Origin of the sequence: Campylobacter concisus, assembly GCF_902460665.1 — a bacterium.
GTDB classification, from domain to species: Bacteria; Campylobacterota; Campylobacteria; order Campylobacterales; family Campylobacteraceae; genus Campylobacter_A; species Campylobacter_A concisus_AL.
The window spans coordinates 1-26,523 of the sequence record NZ_CABPUR010000003.1; the positions used below are offsets into that span (position 1 = coordinate 1).

General features: G+C 37.8%; 33 protein-coding genes. 18 read left to right on the top strand and 15 right to left on the bottom strand.

The window, feature by feature from the left end:
* The 6 genes from F3G66_RS06825 to F3G66_RS06850 all read right to left on the bottom strand — a co-directional run.
* Nucleotides 1-628 (bottom strand): zonular occludens toxin domain-containing protein (locus tag F3G66_RS06825; RefSeq protein WP_223154234.1); only part of this gene is annotated, 628 nt, incomplete at its 3' end.
* Nucleotide 629: 1 nt separating this feature from the next.
* The gene (locus F3G66_RS06830) at nucleotides 630-1,076 is read right to left on the bottom strand and encodes a hypothetical protein (RefSeq protein WP_149707596.1); all 447 of its coding nucleotides are present in this window, start codon (nucleotides 1,074-1,076) and stop codon (nucleotides 630-632) included.
* Complete coding sequence (locus F3G66_RS06835; RefSeq protein ID WP_188115844.1) at nucleotides 1,073-3,274, bottom strand: hypothetical protein; 2,202 nt, start codon at nucleotides 3,272-3,274, stop codon at nucleotides 1,073-1,075. Before F3G66_RS06835 ends, F3G66_RS06830 begins: the two co-directional genes overlap by 4 nt.
* Before the next feature lie 226 nt (nucleotides 3,275-3,500).
* Complete coding sequence (locus F3G66_RS06840; protein WP_149707597.1) at nucleotides 3,501-3,806, bottom strand: hypothetical protein; 306 nt, start codon at nucleotides 3,804-3,806, stop codon at nucleotides 3,501-3,503.
* 37 nt (nucleotides 3,807-3,843) lie between these two features.
* Nucleotides 3,844-4,065 carry a phosphonate transporter gene (locus F3G66_RS06845; protein WP_087585149.1) on the bottom strand — a complete coding sequence of 74 codons (222 nt, stop codon included), beginning with the start codon at nucleotides 4,063-4,065 and terminating at the stop codon, nucleotides 3,844-3,846.
* Nucleotides 4,066-4,189: 124 nt separating this feature from the next.
* Nucleotides 4,190-4,516 (bottom strand): hypothetical protein, encoded by a 327-nt coding sequence (locus tag F3G66_RS06850; protein WP_072594128.1) that lies wholly within the window; start codon nucleotides 4,514-4,516, stop codon nucleotides 4,190-4,192.
* 292 nt (nucleotides 4,517-4,808) lie between these two features.
* Here F3G66_RS06850 and F3G66_RS06855 point away from each other — a divergent pair, with 292 nt between their 5' ends.
* Entirely contained in the window at nucleotides 4,809-5,060 is a 252-nt protein-coding gene (locus F3G66_RS06855) for a helix-turn-helix domain-containing protein (RefSeq protein WP_107832901.1), read from the top strand.
* Nucleotides 5,057-5,290, top strand: coding sequence for a histidine kinase (locus F3G66_RS06860; protein WP_149707598.1), 234 nt, complete (start codon nucleotides 5,057-5,059; stop codon nucleotides 5,288-5,290). The genes F3G66_RS06855 and F3G66_RS06860 overlap by 4 nt, the downstream gene beginning before the upstream one ends.
* A gap of 55 nt (nucleotides 5,291-5,345) precedes the next feature.
* Here the strand turns inward: F3G66_RS06860 and F3G66_RS06865 are convergent, their stop codons facing one another.
* From F3G66_RS06865 to F3G66_RS06880, 4 genes are all read right to left on the bottom strand, one after another.
* Entirely contained in the window at nucleotides 5,346-5,489 is a 144-nt protein-coding gene (locus F3G66_RS06865) for a helix-turn-helix domain-containing transcriptional regulator (RefSeq protein WP_223154235.1), read from the bottom strand.
* 82 nt (nucleotides 5,490-5,571) lie between these two features.
* On the bottom strand, nucleotides 5,572-5,811 hold the full coding sequence (locus F3G66_RS06870; protein WP_072594132.1) for a hypothetical protein: 240 nt from the start codon (nucleotides 5,809-5,811) through the stop codon (nucleotides 5,572-5,574).
* Nucleotides 5,812-5,928: 117 nt separating this feature from the next.
* Nucleotides 5,929-6,252 (bottom strand): tyrosine-type recombinase/integrase, encoded by a 324-nt coding sequence (locus F3G66_RS06875; RefSeq protein ID WP_149707599.1) that lies wholly within the window; start codon nucleotides 6,250-6,252, stop codon nucleotides 5,929-5,931.
* Between the two features lie 254 nt (nucleotides 6,253-6,506).
* Nucleotides 6,507-6,809, bottom strand: a complete 303-nt coding sequence (locus F3G66_RS06880) for a c-type cytochrome (RefSeq protein ID WP_072594134.1) — start codon at nucleotides 6,807-6,809, stop codon at nucleotides 6,507-6,509.
* Nucleotides 6,810-6,900: 91 nt separating this feature from the next.
* On the opposite strand from F3G66_RS06880, the gene gmhB reads away from it, so the two are divergent.
* The 14 genes from gmhB to F3G66_RS06950 all read left to right on the top strand — a co-directional run bounded on the left by gmhB (nucleotide 6,901) and on the right by F3G66_RS06950 (nucleotide 20,005).
* The gene (gene gmhB, locus F3G66_RS06885) at nucleotides 6,901-7,416 is read left to right on the top strand and encodes a D-glycero-beta-D-manno-heptose 1,7-bisphosphate 7-phosphatase (RefSeq protein WP_149707600.1); all 516 of its coding nucleotides are present in this window, start codon (nucleotides 6,901-6,903) and stop codon (nucleotides 7,414-7,416) included.
* Nucleotides 7,413-8,402, top strand: coding sequence for an ADP-glyceromanno-heptose 6-epimerase (rfaD, locus tag F3G66_RS06890; protein ID WP_149707601.1), 990 nt, complete (start codon nucleotides 7,413-7,415; stop codon nucleotides 8,400-8,402). Before gmhB ends, rfaD begins: the two co-directional genes overlap by 4 nt.
* A complete protein-coding gene (gene rfaE1 / locus F3G66_RS06895; protein ID WP_149707602.1) occupies nucleotides 8,395-9,813 on the top strand; it encodes a D-glycero-beta-D-manno-heptose-7-phosphate kinase in 1,419 nt (472 codons plus the stop codon). The genes rfaD and rfaE1 overlap by 8 nt, the downstream gene beginning before the upstream one ends.
* Nucleotides 9,788-10,357: a D-sedoheptulose 7-phosphate isomerase gene (gene gmhA, locus F3G66_RS06900; RefSeq protein WP_149707603.1), complete on the top strand. Its 570-nt coding sequence runs from the start codon at nucleotides 9,788-9,790 to the stop codon at nucleotides 10,355-10,357. The genes rfaE1 and gmhA overlap by 26 nt, the downstream gene beginning before the upstream one ends.
* Nucleotide 10,358: 1 nt before the next feature.
* Entirely contained in the window at nucleotides 10,359-10,754 is a 396-nt protein-coding gene (locus F3G66_RS06905) for an SseB family protein (protein ID WP_149707687.1), read from the top strand.
* Between the two features lie 98 nt (nucleotides 10,755-10,852).
* Complete coding sequence (gyrA, locus tag F3G66_RS06910) at nucleotides 10,853-13,474, top strand: DNA gyrase subunit A (protein ID WP_149707604.1); 2,622 nt, start codon at nucleotides 10,853-10,855, stop codon at nucleotides 13,472-13,474.
* Between the two features lie 45 nt (nucleotides 13,475-13,519).
* A complete protein-coding gene (locus tag F3G66_RS06915; RefSeq protein ID WP_107784922.1) occupies nucleotides 13,520-14,020 on the top strand; it encodes an LPP20 family lipoprotein in 501 nt (166 codons plus the stop codon).
* Nucleotides 13,996-14,388 carry a hypothetical protein gene (locus tag F3G66_RS06920; protein WP_149707605.1) on the top strand — a complete coding sequence of 131 codons (393 nt, stop codon included), beginning with the start codon at nucleotides 13,996-13,998 and terminating at the stop codon, nucleotides 14,386-14,388. Before F3G66_RS06915 ends, F3G66_RS06920 begins: the two co-directional genes overlap by 25 nt.
* 11 nt (nucleotides 14,389-14,399) lie before the next feature.
* The gene (locus F3G66_RS06925; RefSeq protein ID WP_149707606.1) at nucleotides 14,400-15,554 is read left to right on the top strand and encodes a sigma-54-dependent transcriptional regulator; all 1,155 of its coding nucleotides are present in this window, start codon (nucleotides 14,400-14,402) and stop codon (nucleotides 15,552-15,554) included.
* A 49-nt stretch (nucleotides 15,555-15,603) separates the two neighbouring features.
* Entirely contained in the window at nucleotides 15,604-16,629 is a 1,026-nt protein-coding gene (locus F3G66_RS06930; protein WP_021090917.1) for an aspartate-semialdehyde dehydrogenase, read from the top strand.
* Nucleotides 16,630-16,645: 16 nt separating this feature from the next.
* Entirely contained in the window at nucleotides 16,646-17,152 is a 507-nt protein-coding gene (locus F3G66_RS06935) for a YqhA family protein (RefSeq protein ID WP_149707607.1), read from the top strand.
* A 92-nt stretch (nucleotides 17,153-17,244) separates the two neighbouring features.
* Complete coding sequence (gene hemE, locus F3G66_RS06940) at nucleotides 17,245-18,267, top strand: uroporphyrinogen decarboxylase (protein WP_149707608.1); 1,023 nt, start codon at nucleotides 17,245-17,247, stop codon at nucleotides 18,265-18,267.
* A gap of 46 nt (nucleotides 18,268-18,313) precedes the next feature.
* The gene (locus F3G66_RS06945) at nucleotides 18,314-19,180 is read left to right on the top strand and encodes a radical SAM protein (RefSeq protein ID WP_149707688.1); all 867 of its coding nucleotides are present in this window, start codon (nucleotides 18,314-18,316) and stop codon (nucleotides 19,178-19,180) included.
* Nucleotides 19,181-20,005, top strand: coding sequence for a pyridoxamine kinase (locus tag F3G66_RS06950; RefSeq protein WP_149707609.1), 825 nt, complete (start codon nucleotides 19,181-19,183; stop codon nucleotides 20,003-20,005).
* Between the two features lie 9 nt (nucleotides 20,006-20,014).
* Here the strand turns inward: F3G66_RS06950 and F3G66_RS06955 are convergent, their stop codons facing one another.
* On the bottom strand, nucleotides 20,015-20,374 hold the full coding sequence (locus tag F3G66_RS06955; protein ID WP_107784916.1) for a DUF488 domain-containing protein: 360 nt from the start codon (nucleotides 20,372-20,374) through the stop codon (nucleotides 20,015-20,017).
* 227 nt (nucleotides 20,375-20,601) lie between these two features.
* Here F3G66_RS06955 and F3G66_RS06960 point away from each other — a divergent pair, with 227 nt between their 5' ends.
* The gene (locus tag F3G66_RS06960) at nucleotides 20,602-21,528 is read left to right on the top strand and encodes a ribose-phosphate pyrophosphokinase (RefSeq protein WP_072594149.1); all 927 of its coding nucleotides are present in this window, start codon (nucleotides 20,602-20,604) and stop codon (nucleotides 21,526-21,528) included.
* Nucleotides 21,529-21,585: 57 nt separating this feature from the next.
* On the opposite strand, the gene tilS is transcribed toward F3G66_RS06960, so the two are convergent.
* The 3 genes from tilS to panC are packed head-to-tail and all read right to left on the bottom strand — an operon-like array spanning nucleotide 21,586 to nucleotide 24,697.
* Nucleotides 21,586-22,566 (bottom strand): tRNA lysidine(34) synthetase TilS, encoded by a 981-nt coding sequence (gene tilS / locus F3G66_RS06965; protein ID WP_149707610.1) that lies wholly within the window; start codon nucleotides 22,564-22,566, stop codon nucleotides 21,586-21,588.
* Nucleotides 22,563-23,873, bottom strand: a complete 1,311-nt coding sequence (gene rimO, locus F3G66_RS06970; protein ID WP_149707611.1) for a 30S ribosomal protein S12 methylthiotransferase RimO — start codon at nucleotides 23,871-23,873, stop codon at nucleotides 22,563-22,565. Before rimO ends, tilS begins: the two co-directional genes overlap by 4 nt.
* Before the next feature lie 2 nt (nucleotides 23,874-23,875).
* The gene (panC, locus tag F3G66_RS06975; protein ID WP_149707612.1) at nucleotides 23,876-24,697 is read right to left on the bottom strand and encodes a pantoate--beta-alanine ligase; all 822 of its coding nucleotides are present in this window, start codon (nucleotides 24,695-24,697) and stop codon (nucleotides 23,876-23,878) included.
* 121 nt (nucleotides 24,698-24,818) lie between these two features.
* Between panC and prfB the strand changes: the two genes are divergently transcribed.
* Nucleotides 24,819-25,919: a peptide chain release factor 2 gene (gene prfB / locus F3G66_RS06980; RefSeq protein WP_149707613.1), complete on the top strand. Its 1,101-nt coding sequence runs from the start codon at nucleotides 24,819-24,821 to the stop codon at nucleotides 25,917-25,919.
* A 24-nt stretch (nucleotides 25,920-25,943) separates the two neighbouring features.
* Here the strand turns inward: prfB and F3G66_RS06985 are convergent, their stop codons facing one another.
* On the bottom strand, nucleotides 25,944-26,495 hold the full coding sequence (locus F3G66_RS06985) for a tetratricopeptide repeat protein (protein ID WP_149707614.1): 552 nt from the start codon (nucleotides 26,493-26,495) through the stop codon (nucleotides 25,944-25,946).
* Nucleotides 26,496-26,523: the final 28 nt, after the last annotated feature.

Consider the following 26,523-nt stretch of genomic DNA (forward strand, 5'->3'; position numbering starts at 1 on the left):
TTTCTTTTGAGCCACTACTATATAAATCTGATACTTTTTGATTAAATTTTAGATTTTCAGAGCGAATAAGATTATAATTAAAATTAGACGAAGTGCTATAAACCTTATATTTAAAAAGACTACTAAAGAGTCTTTTGCCACTAGGCTGGGCCATATACATTAATTCAGTATGAACTAAATATTCTCTATTTGTCTGACGTTTAGACTGAAATAAAAAAATAATATCAATGCCAAAATGTCCGTGATAACTTAAAAACCTACCAAGACTATCGTTAAATGTTTTTGTAAAGGTGTTGTAAGCTTCGTCAAGAACTATCAAGCAATGATGATAATTTTCATAGATGCCATTTTTTAAAGCATACTCATCATAATTGTCTATATTATCTAAAAAGCCATTTTCATATTGAGAACTAAGCGTATATTCTTGACTAACAGCAGTAAGAAAATCATTTTTGTCATATTGCTTTACAAAACCATTAAAATGATCAAATTTTAAGCCATTGATATTAGTATAAATAAATCTATACTTTGATTCATTCTTTAAATGTAATTCGTATTCATCGTTTATTATATGAACAGCTTTGTAAGTTTTACCAGAACGTGGCGGACCTATAATCAAACTTAACATTTTATCTACTCATTAATGTTAATAGATCAGTTATGATCTTAGTAATGTTGGCTCTAACATACAAGATAACCTTATAAAGCTGGAGAGCAAAGAAAAGACTAAGAATAGATATAAATAAAGTAATGGCAGTTGAAAAGGCAGAAGCTAGACCACTTTGATGTAAAAACTCCATAGCCGAGTTTAAAACAGTCTGAGTAGGTAAGCCACCAAAAGAACCACTAACGCTAGAGCCATAATCAAACATTTTAGGGATATATTCTCTTAATAAATTCCAAATTTTCATAATAAATAAAATGGCATAGCCGGCAAATGCAATAAGAAAAGCCACAAAAGAAGCATAAATAGGCACAACAAAAGCTAAAATAGTATTTCTTATACCAATTTTCTTGACTAGAAATTCAATAAAATTAACTATAAAACCGCCAACGGCACCAATTAACCATTTCATGATTCACCGCCTACCCTAAAAAGATATTTCAAAGAAAACATAATGATCTCGAAGCTAAACCAAATCGTAAAAAATAGAGTAAGAATAGACCTATAAGGGGTAACAATACGACAAGGATCGATCACAAATAAATTATTTTTCTCACTACCAGGAGTCGGACCGCTAATAGTAAAAGGGCAAGTACCTTTAGGAATATCAGGAGTTTCAATGCCTTTATTAAAAATTTCTAATGACTCGTTAAAATTATTCATTAAATTGTCAATATCGCTCTTAAAATTATTCAAAAAATTAAAAGCGTCATTAACAGACACATCAAATTTAGCAAGCTCGCTTTGTAGTGCCGAAAAAGAAGTGGCAGTATTAACATTAGGATCATAATTCCATTGCTCGAGCTGTTGATTCTTGATAGAAGTTAAAGTATCGTTTATAGAATCAAGTTTAGCACCATTTCTATTTATAGCTTGCTCCAAAGAGCTTAAATCAATAGACTGGGAAGGCTGGGTAGGTGTAGTAGGTGTGGTAGTAGATGAACCACTACCGCCATTACCTGGACTAGACGAGTTACCACCTGAACTTGACGTACCATCTTTAGGGATAGAATTATTAACTCTATTATCAGAACCAATAGTATTAACATAACCAGTTGAAAATTTACTATTACCTTTTGGAGTTTTATAAGTATAAGAATAAGTTACATCTTGCACCCTTGAACCAGTTTGTGTAGTAGTTTCTACAACATCAACATCAATAATACTTTGATCAGGCGTAACAATATTACCTTTATAAGTTGCTTTATTGCCAGTATTGCTAGTTTGCTTAATTGTCATCGGCAAATTAGGAGTAGGCTTATCAGAAGCCTTAAACATAGTATTTAGATCATAATCAAGATTTATATTTTTAACTTGATTTGGAACAGTTATCTCTTTTGTGGGGATAGGCTTAGACATATCCTTTAGCTTTGCAGTAACAACAGTATTGTTTTCAATTTTAGAAACCGAAGCGTCTTTGGGTAAATCAAATTTTCTTAAATTTGGAGAAACATCGGCTAGTTTTTGTGGAGATTTTATAATATTTGATGAAGTTGAAGCAGCAGGATCAATCTTGCCAGTTTGTCTAAAGGTATTATTTAAAGCAATAGCGGAATCATCAACTAGCTTAAAATCAAAAACTGGCTCAGGGCCAGCCTTAGTAGCTTTAATATCAACTAACTGGGGTCTATACTCTAATAAATTTATCTTAGGTGCTTTAGAGCCACTAGCAAACAAACCTCTAAAAAAATTAGATAAAGAAGTAAGACCATTTTTTATAGCATTAATAGGCAAGGGGATCATAAATCCGCCCATAAGAAAAAGATCACTTTCGAGCTGTTGTTCGGCTTCAAGTTTATGAAGGGTAGAAGTTGTATAACAACCTTCAGGGAAACTCATACAAGCAGTTAATTCAAGACCATAAAGATCAGCACAATCATGATAAACCATGCCAAATGATTTACACTTATCCCTATCAATGTTAGGATCAGGAAGACACTCTTCAACAGTTGTATCTCTTAAAAGAAGCTCTACTTTTCTTTCATTGTAGATCATAGGAGAAGGACACCAATCAGGACGTTTTAGTTTAGGCTCACATTTACCAGTTTCTTTATTAAAAATTTGATCAGCAGGGCAAGAATCAACGCAAGTATTTTTTTCAACGTCCCAAGTCTGGCCAACTGGACAAGAATCGACACATTGCATAGTATCAGTGTTAAATTCTTGATTTACAGAGCATCTAGCAACTTCTTTTGAAACAAAGACAGTAAAATCATAATAATCAAAAACTGGATCTTTAGGATAATCAGAAACAACAAAATAATCAAAAACACCACCACCACCACGTTGGCCAAAGCGGCCAGTCCTACGCTCGCCACCTATATAAACCCAACCATAGCCAAACCCAGCATAAAAACCAGGAGTTTTTGAGCCTAAAAAATAATAAGCTTCTTGAGTAATTGTAAAAGAATAGATATAGTAATAACCAGTTTCTGGCGATCTAATGCCAAAATAATTATTACCTTTTAAAAATTTGCCATCGACGAGCTTAAAAGAGCTATCAAAGTCTTTATCACGAATAACCGAACATAAGCCACTAGGGCAATTATAAGAAAAAGCAAGAGAGCATAAAAGAGATAAGAAAATGAAAGATCTAACTAGAAATTTCATATAAAATCCTTAAATAAATTTTTATTCATATAAATTACTGACGCCCTTCGGTTGTCGCTTCATTTTTTTAAGAAAAAAATGAAGTTAAAAATTTAGTATCCAGCGCCTTTAAAATTTAAAACCTATTTGACAAAAGAAAGAGCTATAACGTAAAGAAAAATAGGAACGAAAAAGAGAGAAAAAACGTTTAAAAAATAGTTAAATACATCGTTATTAAATACTTCAATCATCGTGTAGCTCCGACTATGATTAAGCCAATAAGGAAAGAAAATGCTATAAGTATCGCAGAAAGACCCATTAAAAAATTAAATTGATGTTCGTATATACCTAAGTTTGAAATTAAATCATTTTTTTGTATGTAGCAAATATTAGTTTCAGTGTTAAATATATAGTTTGTTTGAAAATTAGAAAGAGAATAATAAGAAGTAAAAACACTATCATCAAAATTTACAAAAAATACTTTTTTATCTTTTATGTAGAAATCTTTAACGCAGATATTTAAATTAGGGATATATATAGCATTTTCTTTCATTATTATGCACCTTTAAAGGGGCAAGAAGCCCCTAAAACTACTTGATGAAAGACTTAACTCTGCCAGCAATCATAAAGATGAAAGCAACAGCGATAACACCAGCAAATACGTAGTCAAATAAAGCATAGTCAGCTTTTAACGGCGTAGTTGGAATAACTGGAGCATCTCCAGCGAAAAGAGCAGGAGCTGAAAGCAATGCAGAGCTAACAGCAGCAACTTTAACCTTAGTAGATTCTAGAAAATTTTTAGTTTTTTCCATATCTAACTCCTTTTTATAAATTTACGAGTTTTAAACTCTAGAAAATCTATAAAAATAAACTTTCTAGAGATTAATGCGGGAGAGTGGTTTGCTACTCACATTAAGGCATAGCCCCCGCTTTTTATTATTTAGATGGCTTTGTTTCCTTTAAAAAAGGGTTTTCATTGAAAACTTGGAAACTCAAACTCTCATCAGGGAACATATAAGCACCATTACGAGTATTTAAAAAACGATATGGAACAGCAATATATTTGCCTTTGACGGAATCAAATTTAGGCTTTAAAGAAAAGTCATAATTGATAGTTTCGGTTGATTTGACAAGATAGCCGTGCTGGTCACGACTTTCAAATGTAATAGTTACATCAATAGATGATGAAACTTCGCCAGTCTTTTTGTCAATACGAGAAATTGGACGAACTTCGTCACAAAGGCCTAAAAGGTAAGTGTACATGTGTAGCTCCTTAAGAAATATTTATTTGTAGCTTAGTATTTTAGGGGCAGAGCTACACCACCCCCAACAGTTTTACAACGTATTAAGGTTGTAACAACTAAGCCCCAAAACATCTTCACTCTGTTGCGGGCAGTTTGTCAATTTATAAATAGTTTAAAGCCATATTAAGGGCAAAATTTACATACCTTCGATAGAATCAAAAATATGTAAGATTTACATACTTCCAACAAGTAAATCTTACATAAAATAGAATTAAATAAAGCTTAAATATGTAAATTTTACAGGTAAAAAAATGACAAATGCAGAAATAGCAAAAAAGCTTAAGATAGCCGAAAAAACTATATACAACTGGCGTAAAAATAGAAAAGAGCTTTTTGAAGTTATAGAAAATGGACTCAATTTAAAAGAAAACAAAGAAAGCTTATATGTAAATGATACATATAAAGAATTAATACAGCTCTTTGAAAAACTATCAGAACAAGAAATTCAATACTATATCCTAGATATAAAAACAAGAATTTTAAAAAAAGAAATAGATAAATGAATAAAAGAGAAGCAGCCAAATTTATAGAAAAAGATATAAGCACTATCTATAACTGGAAAAAAACAAATCCAAACCTATACAAAATACTAGAATTTTATTTTCAAAAAGAAAGTGAAATTAATCCAAAGCATAAAGAGCTAATAGAGCTATTTGATAAGTTAAACGAAATGGAACAAGAATTTTATTTATCAGACATAAGAGCAAGAATACTAAAAAAAGAGATAGGATAATAGAGTGAGAATACTAAAAGCTTTATTATTACTTTGCATTTTTTAATAACAGATATCAAATTGATTTTACTATATAGAATAATGCTCTTTTCAATTCTTCGATATCGCCATCAGACAAAACCTGATTTAAATATTCTTTTCTAAGTTTATCGGTTGTTAAATAGTCTTCTAGATTAAATTTTGTAAATTCTTCTTTCAAGATCAAACCTTAGATATTTTTACACCAGCCCAAGTTACTAAAACAGCAAAAACAACTATTAAGAATAAACCAAATATTGACATTATAATAATCCTTTCATTTCTTTTAATACGTCTAAACATGCTTTTAAAAGATAACAAAATAAAATACTTACCAAAAAGATTGCAATGGTAGAGCAAAAATTTAAAATAAACCCATTTTTATCAAAATTAAGAAAGATAAAACCTATTAAACCAGCATCTAAAAGTAAAAGCGTGGTAAGAAAAGGCTTTAAGAAATCAAGTTTAATTTTTAAAAACTCCCATAAATTCTTATTTTCCATAACTATCCTTTGCAAACATTATAACATAAAATAAGTCCTTAACGCTCATAACCCGAAGGTCGGCGGTTCAAATCCGTCCTCCGCAACCAAATGCCTCATATCTTTATCATCTAAAAACTAAACGCCAACCCCTGTGCCATCACGTATATCATCAACATTTAGATGGACATAGTGCAAACTACTCTTAATATCCTTGTGACCCATAAATTTCATTAATTTATGAGCATTAAATCCCTTCAAACTCACTAACCTAGAAGCTACTGTATGGCGTAATACATATAGTCCGTGAGTGCTATCATTTCCCTTATATCCTAAATAGGTCTTTACTGCACCCCACATTCTACTGCTGCTATCGATGTTTAAGTGTGTTATAGGGCACTTATCAAGAGGTAAGTCTTTGCAGTTATCATAAGTCCTTTGATACACCCAGTAGTAAGCCATACGAAGCACTCCATTGTCTTTTGTTTCAGTAAAGAGTTTTAGTGCTTCAGCCCTACCAACTCTTTTAGCTATTTCTAAGCGTTGTTTTATGGCTTTGAAGACTAGAATAGTTTTGTTTTAATATGTAAAAAGAAAGATTAGTAAAAATAGGTTTCATGACTTTTAAATATAAAAAGAGAAATTCTCACCTAGTATTATTTTATGGATTATTAGTATAAATTTAAAAATGCAGGAGGGGCGAATGCCCCTAATTATTATTTTAAAGTTTGGATGTATTCAGCTACTGCTTTTGCATCTTCGTCGCTCATTGGAGTAGCGATTGGTTTCATCATAGCGCCAAGACCAAATTTATTTGCTCCTGTTTTATAACCCTTTAGTGCCTCTTCGATAGCTGCTGCATCAAGAGATGTTAAAGCTGGAACTTTATTATTAAACATTTTTTCAGCTTTTGCACCATGACAGGCGATGCATTTTTTGTAGATAGCAGCACCATCTGCAGCAAAGGCAGCAGTTGAAAGTAGAGCCGCAACGCTAGAAACAATTAGTAATTTTTTCATTTTTCATCCTTTGTAAAAAAGTTTATGCATTATAGTACAAAAAGGTAAATTCGCAAGAAGCTAGTTAAAATATTTTGGCTATAATCACAAAATGAATAAAAATGAGCCTATTAAAGCACTTTTTCTGGATAGAGACGGCGTAATAAACGAAGATGCTGGATATGTTTACGAGATAAAAGATTTTAAATTTATCGATGGTATTTTTGATGTGTTAAGAGAATTTGCCAAGGCTGGCTACAAGCTCTTTGTCGTGACAAATCAATCAGGTATAGGCAGAGGTTACTACACGCAGGAGCAGTTTGACGCTCTAAACAAATTTATGTTAGAAAGCTTTAAAAAAGAGCAAATTTTTATCACGAAAGTCTACTTTTGCCCGCATGCCCCAGAGGCGGATTGCGCTTGCAGAAAACCAAATCCAAAAATGATACTTGATGCTTGCAAAGAGTTTAATATAGATCTTAAAAACTCGCTCATGATAGGTGATAAGCCAAGCGACGTAGAGGCTGGCAAAAGAGCGGGCGTTGGTAGAAATTTCTTGCTTGATGGTATAAATTTTAAAGATGTAAGAGATGTTTTAAATAAGCTAAAAAAGGAAAAATCACTATGAATTTAAATGAAAAAAAGATAGTTATAACTGGCGGCGCTGGCTTTATCGGCTCAGCCTTAGCGCATTATTTTGATGAAAATTACAAAGATGCTCACGTGCTTGTCGTGGATAAATTTAGAAACGACGAGACATTTAGCAATGGCAACTTAAAAAGCTTTGGACATTTTAAAAATTTACTAGGCTTTAAGGGTGAAATTTACGCCGGCGACATCAACGATGAGAGTACACTTGAAAAGATAAAGAGCTTTTGTCCAGACGTTATCTACCACGAGGCAGCGATCTCAGATACGACCGTAAAAGAGCAAGACGAGCTAATAAAAACAAATGTAAACGCTTTTGTAAATTTGCTCGATATCTGCGAAAGTTTGGGCGCAAAGATGATCTACGCAAGCTCAGGCGCCACTTACGGCAACGCAAAGAGCCCACAAACTGTTGGCGAGTGCGAAGCACCAAATAACGTTTACGGCTTTAGCAAACTAAGCATGGATAATATCAATAAAATTTACGCAAAGCGTGGCTTGAGCGTGGTTGGACTAAGATATTTTAATGTCTTTGGTAAGGGTGAGTTTTTCAAAAACAAAACCGCATCGATGGTGCTTCAGTTTGGCCTGCAAATTTTAGCTGGCAAGACCCCAAGGCTCTTTGAGGGCAGCGACCAGATCAAGAGAGATTTCGTCTATATAAAAGATATTATTGACGCAAACATAAAAGCACTTGACGCACCAAGTGGCGTCTATAACGCAGCTACTGGCAAAGCAAGAAGCTTTCAAGATATCGCTGACATCTTGCAGCGAGAGATCGGTGTAAATTTAGGCAACGAATACATAAAAAATCCATTTATTGGCTCATATCAGTTTCACACCGAGGCCGACGTAGCCCCAGCTCGCGAGGCATTTGGCTTTAGCGCGACTTGGAGCTTGGAAGAAGCGATAAAAGACTACTTGCCAGAAATAAAGAGAATTTACAAGGAAGAGATAAATGGCTAAGAGAGTTAAAATTTTAGTCGTTGGCGATCTCATGTTGGACCACTATATCTGGGGTAGCTGCGACCGTATCTCGCCAGAAGCGCCAGTGCAGGTAGTAAAGATAAATAACGAAACCTACACGCTTGGTGGCGCTGGCAACGTGGTGAGAAATTTACTCTCTCTTGGCGCAAACGTGAGCGTGGCTAGCGTCTTAGGAGATGACGAGGCTGGCAAAAAGATAAAAGAGAGACTTGCTGAGCTAAATGTAAAAGATGAGCTCATACTCACCGAAAAAGGACGTGAAAGCTCGATAAAAAGCCGCATTATGGCATCGCACCAGCAAGTTGTCAGGATCGATAAAGAGAGCGTTGTCAAGATAAATTTAGAAGATGAGCTCGTCTTAAAAGTAAAAGAAAACCTTGCAAATTTCAAGGCTGTCTTGCTAAGCGACTACGGCAAAGGCGTGCTTAGCGAGAAGGTCTGCCAAGAGATCATAAGCGAGTGCGTGAGGCTAAATATCCCAGTACTTATCGATCCAAAGGGTAGCGACTACTCAAAATATAAAAATGCAACCCTTCTAACGCCAAATAAAAAAGAAGCGAGCGAGGCTACAAATTTAAAGATAAAAGATAAGGCCGAGCTTGAAAAGGCGATAAAACAGCTAAAAGACGAGCTAAATTTGACCTATTCGATCATCACGATCTCAGAAGAGGGCATCGCGCTATATGATGATAAATTGCACATCTTTGCGGCCAAGGCAAAAGAGGTCTTTGATGTCACTGGCGCTGGAGATACGGTGCTGGCCACACTTGGCTACATGCTAGCAACTGGGGCTGATATAAAAGAGGCGATAAAGATAGCAAACCTTGCAGCAGCCGTTGTCGTGGCAAAGATCGGCAGCGCAACGGCTAGCTTTAGCGAGATCGAGCAGCTACTAAATAGCTCATTTGGAGCAAATTTCGAGCACAAGCTTAAAAGCGTTGAAGAGTTAGAAGAAATTTTGAGTCAAAAGGGCAAGAAAAAGGTCGTTTTCACAAATGGCTGCTTTGATATCCTGCACGCTGGACACGTAAAATACCTAGCCCGAGCAAGGGAGCTTGGTGATCTTTTGGTTGTTGGGCTAAATTCTGATGCTTCAGTTAAGAGGCTAAAAGGCGAGACAAGACCTATAAACTCGCAAGATGATAGAGCATGCGTGCTAAGTGGGCTTGGATTTGTTGATTATGTCGTGATTTTTGATGAGGATACGCCTTTAAATTTGATAACAAAGATAAAGCCTGACGTGCTTGTAAAAGGGGCTGATTACAAAGGCAAAGAGGTTGTTGGCAGCGAGATCGTAAAAGAGGTCAGGCTGATTGACTTTGTCGAGGGCAAAAGCACAACAGGGATAATAAAAAGGATAAAAGATGCTAAAAACAATGATAAAAAATGAGCTCGAGGCTCACCAAAAGACCTTTAGTGAGCATGTAAATTTGCTTGATAACTTAGAGTGTGCTTGCCAGATGGTAGCTGATACGCTAAAAAATGGCAAAAAGGTGCTAATATGCGGCAACGGCGGCTCTGCGGCGGATGCTCAGCACTTTGCAGCTGAGCTAACTGGCAGATATAAAAGTGAGCGTCAACCACTTCCTGGCATCGCGCTAACCACTGATACTTCGGCACTTACAGCCATTGGCAACGACTACGGCTTTGACTATGTTTTTTCACGCCAGTTTGAGGCTTTGGCTCAGCCAGGCGACTTGCTCGTGGCGATCTCAACAAGTGGCAACAGCAAAAATGTCCTTGAAGCTATAAAAAGTGCCAAGAAAATGGGCGCATCAGTGCTTGGACTTAGTGGTAAAGGAGGTGGCGCTATGAATGAAGGATGTGATCTAAATTTAGTCGTTAGCTCAAGCGACACTGCAAGGATACAAGAGTCGCATATATTTTTCATACACACAATTTGCCAGGCCGTAGATGAGGCTTTTAGGGGCTAAAATGCAAGAAGTGATGGATAAATTTTTAAGTGATCCCAGCCAGCAAAATGAGATAAATTTGATAGCAGCTTTAAAAAAGGCTAGCTTTTTTGCTCCAGTGCTTTTAAATCAAGCGCTAGCAAAGCCTGATGGTGGTGTGGTTTATGAAGAAGAGGGCTCAAATATCAAATTTATCCTGCTTGAAGATGAGGGCGAGAAGCTTAGCTATTTTCCGGCATTTACTAGCAAAGAGGCGATGAAGCTTTGGCGAAACGACAGCGAGCAAGAGAGTATTGAGATAGGGCTAAAAGAGTATCTTGCGATGCTAAAAGAGAGTAGTTACGCTGGAATCGTGGTTGATGCTTTTAGCTATGATTTTATTCTTAAAAAAGAGCAGATAGAAAAAATTTTAGACTAAAATTTTCATCGCACTATTGCCAAAGTCGCTGATTTGCTATTTAGCAAGTTTTTATTAATTTTAAGCTAAAATCAGCCAAGCTAAATTTAAGGAAAAAAATGAAAGACAATCTACTTGAATTAACCCAAGATATCGCATCTGTTGATATCGAAGAGTCTATAAAAACTAGCTATCTTGACTACTCCATGAGCGTCATCGTCGGACGTGCTTTGCCTGACGCTAGAGACGGATTAAAGCCAGTTCATAGAAGAATTTTATACGCTATGGACAATCTTGGCGTTGGTAGCAGAAGTGCCTATATGAAGTCAGCTCGTATCGTCGGTGAAGTAATCGGTAAGTATCACCCGCACGGCGACACAGCGGTTTATGACGCACTTGTTCGTATGGCTCAGAAATTTTCTATGCGTTATCCAGTCGTTGACGGGCAAGGAAACTTTGGCTCGATAGATGGCGACAGCGCTGCCGCGATGCGTTATACCGAAGCTAGAATGACAATGCTTACTGAAGAGCTTTTAAAAGATATCGACAAAGACACGGTTGATTTTGTGCCAAACTACGACGATAGAGAGGTCGAACCAGACGTACTTCCAAGCCGTGTGCCAAATTTATTATTAAACGGCTCAAGCGGTATCGCGGTTGGTATGGCGACAAATATCCCACCACACAGCCTTGATGAGCTAATAGACGGTCTTTTGCTACTTCTTGAAAACAAAGAGGCGACACTTGAAGAGGTGATGGAATTTATAAAAGGTCCAGACTTTCCAACTGGCGGCATCATCTTTGGTAAAAAAGGCATCATAGAGGCCTACCGCACAGGTCGTGGCAGGGTAAAACTAAGAGCTAAAACTCACATAGAGAAAAAGCCAAACAAAGATGTCATAGTCATTGATGAGCTACCATATCAAACAAACAAAGCTAGGCTCATTGAGCAGATCGCCGAGCTTGTAAAAGATAAGCAGATAGATGGCATCAGCGAGGTTAGAGATGAGTCTGACAAAGACGGCATCCGCGTAGTCATCGAGCTAAAACGTGATGCGATGAGCGACATCGTGCTAAACAATCTCTTTAAATCAACCACTATGGAGAGCACTTTTGGCGTTATTATGCTTGCTATTAATAACAAAGAGCCAAAGGTATTTAACCTTATCGAGCTACTTAAGCTATTTTTAAATCACAGAAAAACGGTCATCATTAGAAGAACGATATTTGAGCTTGAAAAAGCGCGCGCAAGAGCCCACATCTTAGAGGGCCTAAAGATCGCACTTGATAACATCGACGAGGTGATCGAGCTTATTAGAAATAGTGCTGATACGGCGGTTGCTAGAGAAGGCTTGATGAGTAAATTTAACCTCTCGGAGCTTCAAGCAAACGCTATCCTTGATATGCGTTTAAGCAAGCTTACAGGCCTAGAGAGAGAAAAACTAGAGGCCGAACTAGCCGAGCTTATGGCTGAGATCGCAAGACTTGATGAAATTTTAAAGAGTGAGACATTGCTTGAAAATTTGATCAAAGAAGAGCTTCTTGAGATCAAAAATAAATTTAAAGTACCAAGAGTGACTGAGATCGTTGATGACTACGATGATATCGACATTGAAGATCTGATACCAAATGAAAATATGGTCGTAACCATAACTCACCGCGGCTACATCAAGCGTGTGCCAAGCAAGCAGTACGAGAAGCAAAAACGTGGTGGCAAGGGTAAAGTAGCGGTCACGACATACGATGATGACTTTATAGAGAGTTTCTTTACTTCAAATACTCACGACACGCTTATGTTTGTGACTGACCGCGGACAGCTATATTGGCTAAAAGTCTATAAGATCCCAGAGGGAAGCCGCACAGCAAAGGGCAAGGCAGTTGTAAATTTGATCCAGTTGCAGCCTGATGAGAAGATCAAAGCGATCATCCCAACGACCGACTTTGACGAAAGCAAATCGTTAGCGTTCTTTACTAAAAACGGCATCGTAAAACGCACGAATTTAAGCGAATTTAAAAACATTCGCTCAGTTGGCGTAAGAGCGATAAGCCTTGATGAGAACGACGAGCTAGTAACTGCGCTCATCGCTCAAACATACGATGATATGCCAGTCACTGACCCAGAAAATGAGCTAAGCGTAGAGACAGAGGTGCTTGAAGTTGAAGAACTTCAAAATGAGATCGACGAAGATAATGTAAATGCCGAAGAGGATGCAAACTCAAGCGATGAGACAATGCTATTTGTCGTTACTAAAAAGGGTATGTGTCTTAAATTTAAGATCAGCAAGGTTCGCCAAATGGGAAGAACTGCACGCGGCGTAACTGGTATCAAATTTAAAGAGCCAGGCGATGAAGTCGTAGGTGCTGCAGTCATCGAAAGCAATGACCAAGAAATTTTAAGCATATCTCAAAAAGGTATCGGAAAGCGCACAACTGCTGATGAGTATCGCTTGACAAATCGTGGCGGCAAAGGTGTCATCTGCATGAAGCTAACGAGCAGAACAGGCGATCTTGTGGGCGTTGTGATGGTTGATGAAGAGCAAGATCTAATGGCTCTAACATCAAGCGGCAAGATGATAAGAGTCGATATGCAAAGCATCCGCAAAGCAGGACGTAATACAAGCGGCGTGATCGTCGTAAATGTCGATGGCGATGATGTTGTAAGTATCGCAAGATGCCCTAAGGCAGATGATGGCGAGGACGAGGACGAAGCACCAAGCGAAGATATGGGGCTTTTGGAATAAATTTTGCTATTAAATTTTTAAATAAAAGCATAAAAAAGGTTGTTTATGAAGGTTAAAATTTTATCTTTTGCTTTGATGATTGCTATTTTTGGTGGTTGCTCATTTAACGGCTTTATGGGCGAGCCAACTAGCACATCAAACCGCAATGTGGTCATCCAAAAGGTCGATAAAGACGATCTTAGAGAGGTGATGAAAAAAGAGAAGATGATATATGATAGCGCTCCAAAAGAGACCACTTTTAGAGCCACAGGCGAGGGCATAGCTCCGCTAAATTCGCTCTCGTACGCTCAGTCAGTCACTCTTGCAAAAAGAGCAGCTATGGCTGATGCTTATTCGCAGCTTGCTGGTAAGCTTTATGGCGTAAAGATTAACGCTGAAGACACTGTAAGAGACGCGATGCTAAACGACTCATCTATCACTTCAAAGGTTCAAGGACTTGTTAAAAACGCAAGGATCGTGAATGAAAATTTCAAAGATGGGCTTTATAAGGTAAATATGGAGCTTAAGATAGACGAAGATAAGTGGCGAGAAGTCTTTTCTTACTAACAATACTTTTAAATTTCGCCTTTTGCCTGGAGGAGTTTATCTTCTGGGCGAAGGTTGATACGAAAAATCAAATAGTTGCCTTTGAAGAAATTTCATTTTCTAAAGCGATGACTCTCTCGCCAAATCCAAAACCAAAATTTCTTTGTCAGATAGATACTTTTAAAGATGAAAACACCACAACTCTTGGCTTTTTAAATTTACACAAAGATGAAATTTTTGACTGCTTTGCCTTAAAAAAAGTGATGATAAAAAATGAGCTAAATGTCAAAAATGCACAGATTTCAAACGCTTCAAATTTGAAAATTTTGCCAGTTAGATTTATGGTGGAATTTAAGCCAAAATCCGCTATCATCGGCACACTTCAATAAAAAGAGATCAAATGAATATCGTCATAGTAGAAGATGACATCAATATGCGAAAGTCGCTTGAGATCGCACTTGGCGAGTATGAAGAGCTAAACATCAAAAGCTATAAGAGTGCAGTTGAAGCCCTAAAAAAACTAAGCGACGATACTGATCTAATCATCACCGATATAAACATGCCAAAGATGGACGGACTCGAGTTTATTAAAGAGCTAAATGGCAAATTTGATGTCATCATAATGACTGGAAACGCCACACTTAATAAGGCGATCGAAAGCGTTAGGCTCGGCGTAAAGGATTTTTTAACTAAGCCGTTTGACGTCTCAACGCTTTACGAGGCGATAAAAAGGGTCGAGCTTCTTAAGCAAAAAACTCCAAAAACTATAAAAAAAGTAGAAACAAAAAGCGAAAATAACGGCTTTTTAGCCACTTCAAAGGTGCTTGAAGCTACGCTAAATATCGCGCTAAAAGCCGCAAGGACTGACGCCTCAATAATGCTTAGCGGCGAAAGCGGCGTTGGTAAGGAGGTCTTTGCTAAATTTATCCATGCAAACTCGCCTAGAAAAGATGCTGTATTTGTTGCTTTAAATATGGCTGCGATCCCTGAAAATTTAATTGAAAGCGAGCTTTTTGGCTTTGAAAAGGGCGCATTTACTGACGCTGCGACTACCAAAAAAGGGCAGTTTGAGCTAGCAAATGGCGGAACGCTATTTTTAGATGAGATCGGCGAGATGCCTATAAATTTACAGCCAAAATTGCTTCGTGCCTTGCAGGAGCGCGAGATAACAAGACTTGGTGCTACAAAGAGCGAAAAGATAGATGTTCGCATCATCTGCGCTACAAACGCAAATTTAGAGCTTGCGATGAAAGAGGGCAGGTTTAGAGAGGATCTTTTCTACCGCCTAAACACGATCCCGCTTTTCATCCCGCCACTTCGTGAGCGAAAAGATGAAATTTTACCTATCGCGCAGGATACTTTGGAAAAATGTTGCAAAGAGTATGGCTTTGAGGCTAAAAATTTCTCAAAAGCGGCAAAAGAGGATCTTTTGGGCTACGACTATCCAGGCAACATAAGAGAGCTCATTTCAGTCGTGCAAAGAGCGGCGATACTAAGCGAGGGCGATGAAATTTTGCCAAATGATCTATTTTTACAAGCTAGAAGCAAAAAATAGCCATAAATTTAAGTAAAATTACGAAAATTAAAAAAGATAAGGAGAGCAGATGAGAAAATTTAACGTAGCAGTCGTTGGTGCTACTGGAGCGGTCGGCGAAGAGCTTTTTAGAGTTATGGAAGAGGTTGATTTCCCAGTTGGAGAGCTTTTGCCGCTTGCTAGCGCAAAAAGTGCTGGTAGCGAGATCGAATTTAATGGCAAATATTACAAAGTAAAAGAATTAACTGAAAAGGTTTTTAGCGAGCACGAGATAGATATCGCTTTTTTTAGTGCGGGCGGTTCAGTCTCAGAGAAATTTGCCAAATTTGCAGCTGATAGTGGCGCAGTAGTCATCGATAACACCAGCCATTTTAGGATGGATAAAGACATCCCTCTTGTTGTGCCAGAGTGTAATCCAAGTGATATTGCTATGTGGAAAAATCGCGGTATCATCGCAAATCCAAACTGCTCAACCATCCAAATGGTGCAAATTTTAAAACCACTAAATGACGCTTTTAGTATCAATAGAGTTGATGTTTCTACATACCAAGCAGCAAGCGGTGCTGGCAAAGAGGGCATGGAAGAGCTTGTCGTTCAGATGCAAAAATTCTTTGAGTTTAAGCTTGATGAGTGCGAGCCAAAGGTATTTGCGCACCGCCTAGCACTAAATGTGATCCCACACATCGATGTCTTTTTGGACAATGACTACACAAAAGAAGAGATGAAAATGGTCAATGAAACGCAAAAAATTCTTCACAAAGATATCGAAGTTAGCGCTACCTGTGTGCGTGTGCCAGTGCTTAGAAGCCACTCAGAGGCGATCACTATCCACTTTGACAAAGATGTGAGCGCAGATGCGGCGAGAGAAATTTTAAGCAAAGCTCCAAGCGTCGTCGTAGTCGATAATCCGGCAAATAAAGAGTATCCGATGCCTATCATTTCAAGCGATACAAATGAGACTTATGTCGGCAGGATCAGAGTTGATAATTACAGACCTAATGTGCTTCACCTTTGGTGCAGTGCTGATCAGATCCGCGTAGGGGCTGCTACAAATGCTGTCAGGATCGCACAAAAATGGATCGCGATGCAAGAGTAAATAAAAAGGATTTTTATTGCGTAAGATATTTGAAAAAATTTTGCTTGCTAGTAACAGCTTTACACTTTTTTCAGTAGTTTTTGGACTTTTAGGTGCGATCGTACTTTTTATCATCGCAAGTTACGACGTCGGTAAGGTGCTTCTAGAGGTTTATAGATATTTCTTTGCCGCAGATTTTCACGTTGAAAATTTTCACTCAGAAGTCGTTGGCGAGATCGTTGGAGCAATCGATCTATACTTAATGGCACTTGTTCTTTATATATTTAGCTTTGGAATTTACGAGCTTTTCATCTCAGAGATCACACAGTTAAAGCAGTCAAAGCAGAGCAAGGTGCTTGAAGTGCATTCGCTTGATGAGCTAAAAGACAAGCTTGGCAAAGTGATCGTCATGGTTTTAATCGTAAATTTCTTCCAAAGGGTGCTTCACGCAAACTTTACAACACCGCTTGAGATGGCCTATCTTGCGGCTTATATCCTAGCGCTTTGTCTCGGACTTTACTTTCTTCACAAGGGAGATCACTAAAATTTTAAGCGTTTTAACGCTTAAAATTTCTCCTACATCTTTTCTTTAGCTATTTTTAGGTAATATCCCTTTAAAAATTTAAAGGAAATTTGATGATTTTCATAGACGCCTGCCTTAAAAAACCTACCCCTTATACGCCTGTTTGGATGATGCGCCAAGCCGGTAGATATCTACCAGAGTATATGCGAGTACGCGCGCAAGCAGGGGATTTTTTGTCACTTTGCAAAGACTACAAAAAGGCTAGTGAAGTCACGCTTCAACCAGTTGATATCCTAGGCGTTGATGCGGCGATTTTGTTTAGCGATATCCTTGTCGTGCCTCTTGAAATGGGCATGGATCTACGTTTTGAAAAGGGCGAGGGACCAGTTTTTACAAAGCCTTTACGTGATGAGGCAGCACTTGATGCACTTAGTATCGAAAGATCGGTTAAAAGCTTAGCATACGTCTATGACACGATCAAGATTACAAGAGAAAATTTAGCCAAAGATAAGGCGCTCATTGGCTTTTGTGGCGCACCTTGGACGATAGCTACATATATGATAGAGGGTGGTGGCAGTAAAAACTATGCGGTCTGCAAAAAAATGCTCTATCAAAATCCAGAATTTTTACATCAAATTTTAGAAAAAGTGACGCAAGCTCTCATCTTTTACGTGAAAGAGCAGATAAAAGCTGGTGTAAATGCGGTGCAAATTTTTGACAGCTGGGCGGCTGCGCTTGAAGAGCAGGCTTATTTTGAGTTTGGATTTAACTACATAAACAAGATAGTTGATAGCGTCAAGGCTGAATTTCCAGATATCCCAGTCATCGTTTTCCCAAAAGGAATAAGTGGCTATCTGGATAAAATTTCAGGAAAATTTGACGTTTTTGGCGTTGATTGGAGTACACCAATTGAGCTAGCAAAAGAAAAACTTAGCCCAAGATACGTCCTTCAAGGCAATATGGAGCCAACAAGGCTTTATAGCAAAAAGGCGATAGATGAAGGTGTGGATAAAATTTTAAGCACGATGAAAGGTGTGCCTCATATTTTCAATCTTGGGCATGGAATTTTGCCTGATGTGCCAGTTGAGAATGCAAAATATTTTATAAAACAGGTACAGACAAAAAGTGCAAGGTAGCAAGCCTTGCATCGTCTTTGGACCGATAAATTCTCGCCGTTTTGGCATGAGCCTTGGTATAGATCTAAGCCCTAAACAAAAATCATGTAATTTTGACTGTGTTTATTGCGAGCTAAGTGGCGCAAAGACTGTTGAAACAATAGAAAATCCGCCAAGCGTTGATGAGATCATAAACGATTTAAAAGAAGCTTTAAAAACTTATCAAAACATCGATGTCATCACGCTTACAGCAAATGGCGAACCAACTCTTTACCCACACCTAAAAGAGCTGATAGCAAAAGTAAATGAGCTAAAAGGTAGCGCAAAAACACTTATTTTGAGTAATGGCTCAGGCGTGTGTGATCCAAAAATTTGTGAAGCCTTGCAAGGGCTTGATATAGTGAAATTTAGCCTTGATAGCGCGGTGCAAAGCACATTTAAAAAGATAGACCGCAACAAAAGTGGCATAGAAGTAAATGAGCTTATAAAAGCAATGGCTAAATTTCGCAAGGAATTTACTGGCGAGCTTGTGCTTGAAATTTTGGTTGTGGCTGGATTTAACGACAAAGAAGAGGAATTTATAGCACTCAATGCAGCGATAAATGAGATAGCTCCGCACCGAGTGGATATTGGCACGATAGATCGCCCGCCAGCTTACAATGTAAAAGGCGTTGATGCTAGTAGGCTTGAAGAGCTTGCAAGCAAGATAAAAGGCGTGCCAGTCACCATAGCTAGGGCTCACAAGATAGAGCAAAAGTATGAATTTAATAAGAGCGAAATTTTAGAAATGCTAAGACGTCGTCCACAAACTATCGCAAATATTGAAGAAAATTTCTCAGAGCACTCAAAGCAAATTTTAAACAAGCTCTTGCAACAAGATATGGTTTATCTAGCCGATGTTGCTGGAGTAAAATTTTACAAACTAAGAGCATAAATGAAAAGAATCCTTACAATACAAGATATCTCGTGCGTTGGCAAATGTTCCCTTACCGTCGCGCTTCCGATAATTAGCGCTCAAGGCATTGAGGCGTGCATATTGCCTACTGCGCTACTTTCGACTCATACTGGCTTTAAAAAATTCACATTTCGTGATCTGACTGATGAATTTGACGCAATAACACGAGTATGGCACAAAGAAAATATCGCATTTGATGGAATTTATACTGGATTTTTAGGCAGCTTTAGCCAGCTTGAGCTGATAGAGAAAATTTTTAATGAGTTTAATGACTCTGCTCCACTAATACTTGTAGATCCTTGCATGGGTGACAATGGCAAGCTCTATCACGGATTTGATGAAAAATTTGTTATGAAAATGCGTGAGCTTTGCACAAAGGCTCACGTCATCACGCCAAATATAACTGAAGCAAGCTTTATGTGCGGGATGCCATTTTTTGGTAGTGACTATACGCAAGATTATATTTTAGAGTTGCTTGAAAGCTTAGCTAGTTTTGGAGCTAGAAAGATTGTGTTAAAGGGCATTAGATACAAGCAAAATGAATGCGGTATCATAGCTTACGACGCAAAGACAAAAGGGAAAGTAGAGTATTTTCACGAATTTTTGCCATTTCACACGAGTGGAACCGGAGATATATTTGCTTCTGTGCTTTTTGGCTCGCTAGTAAATGGCGAAAGCATGCAAAATGCCATCAAAAAGGCAGCAAACTTTGTGCTTAGTAGCATTAAAATCACACTAAAAGATAAAAGCCGCACATGGTATGGTGTGCAGTTTGAAAAGATGCTTGGCACTCTTGCAAAATAGGCAAGCAAACTACTTATTTAAAATTTTTAATAACACAACGATATGGCAAAGATTTATATCTTTGCTAGCTGTTAGAAGTGCTATATCGCCATGCTCTTTTTCTAGTTTCTTTAGCATTTTAAAGCAAGATTGCGCTTTTTCATTATCAAGCTCGAGCTCAAATTTCTCACAAAACTCATCAAATCTAGCTTCTCTATCTTCATGAAACCACTCTCTTAAAGTAGTGCTTGGTGTGATATCTTTTAACCAAAGGAAATTTGAAAATATCTCTTTTCTTATGCCTCTTGGATAGAGTCTATCAACAAAAGCCGCCTTCATATCCAAACTATCATCTTTGATAAAATCATAAATTCTATAAGCTTTAAACATGTTGTGATTGTAGTCCTATAATGTTTATAAATAAAAAAATATTCTTAGTTATCTTATATTTTTTATACTTGTTTAAATTTTAAGGTTTATAAAATCAAAGCTAAAATTTTTGATTGTGGCGATAAGAATTAAACTAGGGCTAGAAAATAGTCCTAAAAAGAATAAATTTAAATTAAAGCTCGTTTCGATAAAATCCCAACATAAAAATCACTAAAAAGGTTATCATTATGAGAGGCTATAAAATTTTCTCAGGAACGGCTAATATTGAGCTTTCAAAGAAAATTTCGCAATATCTTTCACTTCCTCTTAGCGAGGCAAGTATAAAAAGATTTAGCGATGGAGAGATCAGCGTGCAAATCGGCGAGAGCGTGCGCGGAAAAGATGTTTTTGTCATTCAGCCAACATGTGCACCGACAAATACAAATTTAATGGAGCTGCTTATCTTGACTGATGCTTTAAGACGTAGCAGTGCAAGCTCAATAACAGCGATTGTGCCGTATTTTGGCTACGCTAGACAAGATAGAAAAGCAGCTCCTAGAGTGCCGATCACTGCAAAACTAGTGGCAAACATGATGCAAACAGCAGGTATCGATAGAGTCGTCACTATGGACCTTCACGCAGGACAAATCCAAGGATTTTTTGATATTCCGGTTGATAACCTTTATGGAAGCATCATTTTTAATGACTATGTGAGGGCCAAAAATTTACCAAATCCAATCGTTGCAAGCCCTGATGTAGGTGGCGTTGCTCGTGCTAGAGCCTTGGCTAAAAATCTAAATCTTGACATGGTTATCGTAGATAAGCGCCGCGAAAAAGCAAACGAGAGCGAAGTGATGAATATAATCGGCGACGTAAATGGCAAAGATGTTATTTTAGTTGATGATATGATAGATACGGCTGGCACGATCGTAAAAGCAGCTGAAATTTTTAAAGAGCGTGGCGCAACTAGCGTTATGGCGTTTTGCACGCATCCAGTCCTTAGTGGACCAGCTTACGATAGGCTAAGACTAGGCTTTTTAGATGAGCTAGTGGTAACAGATACGATCCCTCTAGCTGAGGAGCTTCCTTGTATAAAGGTGCTAAGTGCGGCTTCTTTATTTGGCGAAGTGATACGCCGTGTATATCACAATGAAAGTGTAAATAGCTTATTTTAATTAATCTTGGCTTTTGCTTTGAGTGTTTCAGGCAAAAGCCAAATCTTTCAATATTTATTAGAATTTAATTTTTGATAAATCAAAATTTGTAGCAAAAAGATAGCCTCTATTTATAGCTGGAATTTTTAAAATTCTAGCCTTCTCTTTAAAAATTTTTGGCATTATGGCTTTGCAAAATGGAGTTACTAAAAGGTAAGTATCTGCGTATCCGACAGCGATCTTGCCGCTTAGCACCACGCTTGTTTGCTTTGCTAAATTTGCGCTTAGTTCATCTTTTTGAGTCTTGCTTAAAAGCACATTTAGCTCTTTTACCGCCATATCTACGCCTCGTATCGCATTACTATCATTTTTTATGATAAAAATTTCATCACTTATTTTTGTGATATTTGGCATTAAAATTTGTCTATCGGCTTCTAAAAACTCAAAGCTCTTTTGTACGCCACTAAAATATCTATCCAAAAAGGGCTCACTAAAATTTAGCCTCATGAAGCTTCTTTTAAACTCACCTTTTAAATTTGTCTCATCGATAAAATAGCGTAAATTTCTCTCGTCAAGATAGCTTTGAAGCTCTTTTTTGCGTAAATTTAAAAGCGGCCTAACTAGCCAGAAGTGCTTTCTCTTTTCAAGCTCGCTCATACCAAAGAGCTCTTTTAGTCCAGCACCCTTACTAAGCTGCATCAAAAACCACTCAAATTTATCATCAAACTGATGCGCTAGGATCAAATTTTCATAGCTAAATTTTTGACAAATCTCGCCAAAAAACTCATATCTTACCTCGCGCGCATTTTTTTCAAAATTTGACTTATCTAAAAAAACGCTTTTAGTATAAATTTTTTTACCAAATTTATCTGCGAGCTCTTTTGCGCTTTTTATCTCGTTTTTGCTTTGCTCTCGAACATTGTAATCAACCATCGCTAAATCAAATTTGATCCCAGCCTCTTCTAAAATGTAAAAAAGTGCGGTACTATCTATACCGTGCGAGAAGGCTAGCAGGTTTGCACCTGAGTTTAGCCTCTCTCGCACATTTTGACTTATCATTTTGCTTTTTTGATGATTTTAGCGATTAGTTTTTGATCGACCACGTCAGTGACCTCACAAAGATAGAGTGAGCCGATCTCAAGTTCTTTTACATCGCTTTCGTTGATCAAAATTTCGCCGTCTATATCTTTATCCCAGATATCTTTTTTGGCCGCGTAAAACATCTCGCCCTCGCTACTTTCGCCCTCAAGAGAAGCATAAATTTGCTTGCCAATCTCTTTTTGCAAGCTCTCATTTATCGATTTTTTAGTGATTTTTTCTATCTTGTTTAGTCTTTTTGAAATGATTTTGGCTGGGATTTGCTCCATTTCAAAAGATGCCGTATCTTCTTCTTTTGAGTAGGCAAAGGCTGAAATTCTATCAAATTTAAACTCTTCTAAAAATTTACAAAGCTCCTCAAAATCCTCCTCGCTCTCTCCTGGATGACCCACGATGACACCAGTTCGTAAGAATGAATTCTCGGCATTTCTCATTAAATTTAAAAGCTCTTTGATCTTTTTAGCGCCACTTCCACGCTTCATTATCTTTAGCATATCTTCGCTGATGTGTTGGATCGGCATATCAAAGTAGTTGTGAAAGATAGGCGAAACGATAATGCGTTCAATTAGCTCCTTGCTAGTTGTACTTGGGTAGAGATAAAGTATCCTGGCACTCCTTACGCCCTTTATCTTTTCTATCTCGTCTATTAAATTTATTAGCCCGTCGCTAACACCTTGATCGCGCATATATGAGCTTGAGTCTTGAGATAAAAAGCTAAAGTCGTAGTAGCCTTTTTTGACCAGATTTTTAACCTCATTTACGATATTTTCGAGCGAGCGTGATTTTAGTTTTCCTTTAAAAGTTGGAATGGCACAAAAGCTACATTTTTGGTTACAGCCCTCTGAAATTTTGATGTAGGCGTGGTAGTTTGAGCCAGTTATCACACGCTCTTCATTTGCTTGCAGATAAGTTTGCGGGCTAAATAAATTTTGCTTTTTCAAGATGATCTCATCGATCTTGTCATAGTCAGCCACGCCGGTAAAGAGATCAACCTCTGGTAGCTCTTTCATAAGCTCATCTTTATATCGCTGCATAAGACAGCCAGTTACTACTAGCAAAGAGCCATTTTTACGAGCTTCGTGCATCTCAAGTATGGTTTGTATGCTCTCTTCTTTGGCGGATTTGATAAAGCCGCATGTATTTACGATGATAACATCGGCATCGCTGATATCATCGGTGATATCGTAGTTTTGCAGTCTACCAAGCATGATCTCAGAATCAACTAAATTTTTGTTACAGCCAAGTGAAATTAAGTGAAGTTTTGGCATTTTTAGATCCAGATGTTGTCTATTAGCCTAGTTTTACCAACGTAAGCTGCTACTAAAATGATGGTGTTATTTTTTTCTATTTTGGAAATTTCATTTAAATTTCTATCCGTAATGGCGACATAATCAACCTTTAATGGCTCTAACACTTCAAGCATCTTTGTTTTGATCTCACTTGTGTCTTCCTCACCGTTTTGGATCAAATTTTGTGCTTTATTTAGCGATCTTGAAAGCCTTAGAGCATTACATTTATCTTCGTCGCAGATATAGACATTTCTACTTGAAAGTGCAAGTCCGTCCGGCTCTCTAACGATATCGCAAGCCACTAGGCTGGTATTAAGAAAAAATGTCTTTATCATGTTTTGCACGATGATTAATTGTTGTGTATCTTTTTTGCCCATGTAAACGCTATTTGTACGAGTTAGGCGAAATAGCTTGTTTAGCACCCTTAAGACACCATCAAAGTGACCAGGTCTAGTTTTGCCCTCTAAGATAGCTGAAAATTTTTTTGGAGCAATGATGAGTGGCTCATCTTCAAAGTAAAGTTCATTAGCATCTGGGATAAAAATAGCGCTAACGCCATTTTGCTCACAAATTTTAATGTCGTTTTGTTCGTTTCTTGGGTATTTGTCCAGATCTTCGCCTGGTAAAAATTGAGTTGGATTAACGAATGTTGAGACGATACTTATCTCATTTTCGCTCACGCATTTTTTAATAAGGCTAACGTGTCCGTCATGAAGTGCGCCCATGGTCGGCACAAAACCGATCTTTTCGCTTGTGCTAGAGACGAAATTTTCAAGTTCTTTTATAGTTCTTATGATTTGCATTTTTGACTCTTTTTGTTTGAAATTTTAACTTGGCATTTTAACAAAAAAGGATTAAAAGGGCGTAAATTTAAAAATGTAAGCAACTTTTGGCTAAAATCGGCAAAAATTTTTGGAGAAAAACTTGGATAGTTACGAATACAACGAGCTTTTAAAGAAGCTACAAACAAAAGTTGAAAACATAGGCTCTATCGTAAAGCCTGAAGAGATCAAGGCTAGACTAAAAGAGATCGAGGCCACCGAACAAGATCCTGATTTTTGGCAAGATATCGCAAGAGCTGGGGCGCTAAATAAAGAAAAGATAAAAATTTCAAATATGCTTGCAAAATTTAACGATGCTAATCAGGCAGTAAGTGATGCAAAGGAGCTCTTTGAGCTAGCAAATTCTGAAAATGACGAAGAGACTATAAATTCTCTTTTTGATGACGCTAAAAATTTAGATGAAAAGATAGTAAATCTTGAAATTTCTATGCTTTTAAGTGGCGAAGATGATGGCAAAAACGCAATTGTATCGATCCATCCTGGAGCTGGCGGAACTGAGAGTAATGACTGGGCGAGCATGCTTTATAGGATGTATCTTAGATTTTGCGAGCGCGAGGGCTTTAAGGTCGAGACTCTTGACTTTCAAGAGGGTGATGAGGCTGGGCTAAAGGACGTGAGCTTTATCGTAAAAGGTGAAAATGCTTATGGCTACTTCAAGGCAGAAAATGGCATCCACAGGCTCGTTCGCACAAGTCCATTTGATAGTGCAGGGCGCCGCCACACAAGCTTTTCAAGTGTCATGGTAAGCCCTGAGATAGATGATGATATCGAGATCGAGATCGAGGAAAAAGATCTAAAGATAGATACTTATAGAGCTAGTGGCGCAGGCGGTCAGCACGTAAATAAGACTGAATCTGCCATTCGCATCACGCACATACCAACTGGCATCGTCGTGCAGTGTCAAAATGACCGCAGTCAGCACAAAAATAGAGCCACAGCGATGAAAATGCTAAAATCTCGTCTTTACGAGCTTGAGCTGATGAAGCAGCAAGAAGCGAGTAATAGCATCGAAAAGAGTGAGATCGGCTGGGGGCATCAGATAAGATCATATGTGCTTTTCCCATATCAGCAGGTAAAAGATAACCGCAGCGGCGAGGCATACTCACAAACTGATGCGATACTTGATGGCGACATCAAAAAGATGATAGAAGGCGTCTTGATCGCTCAAAAGGCTGAGGCGTAATAAATTTACAAAAAGAGATGGGAGCTAAAATTTCATCTCTTTTAGCTTTGTGCAGGCTTCTTCTTTGCCTTTAAAGCAAGCCTCATCAAGATAAATTCTTGCTCTTTTATAGTCATTTTTGCCTAGATAGATAAGCCCCAGATCATAACTTGCCTCGCTTGAGCCAAGGCTTGTAGCTTTTTCGTAAAAATATATCGCTTTTTCTAAATTTTTATTGACTCCAAGGCCGTACTCGTAGATATATCCAGCACTTCTTAGTCCGTCTATGTTGCCGTATCTGCCAGCTGTCTCAAACCAAAAAAGTGCCCTTAAGATATCCTTGCTAAAGCCTTTGCCGTCACGAAAGCAAATGCCAGTTTGTTGCATGGCAAGCACATTTCCATCTTTTGCGTAGTCGTAAAATCTCTTGCAAGCTTTTGGATAGTTACCTTCATTGTATAGATATATAGCATCTGCTATTTGTTCGACCTCTGGATCAAGTGGTGGCTCACTAAGGCCAAAATTTTGTGAAATTTGATCTAACGAACATCCCCAAAATAGCAAAACACTAAACACAAAAATGATAAATTTTTTCATATTTGTCCTTGAAAATTTAGGCGATTTT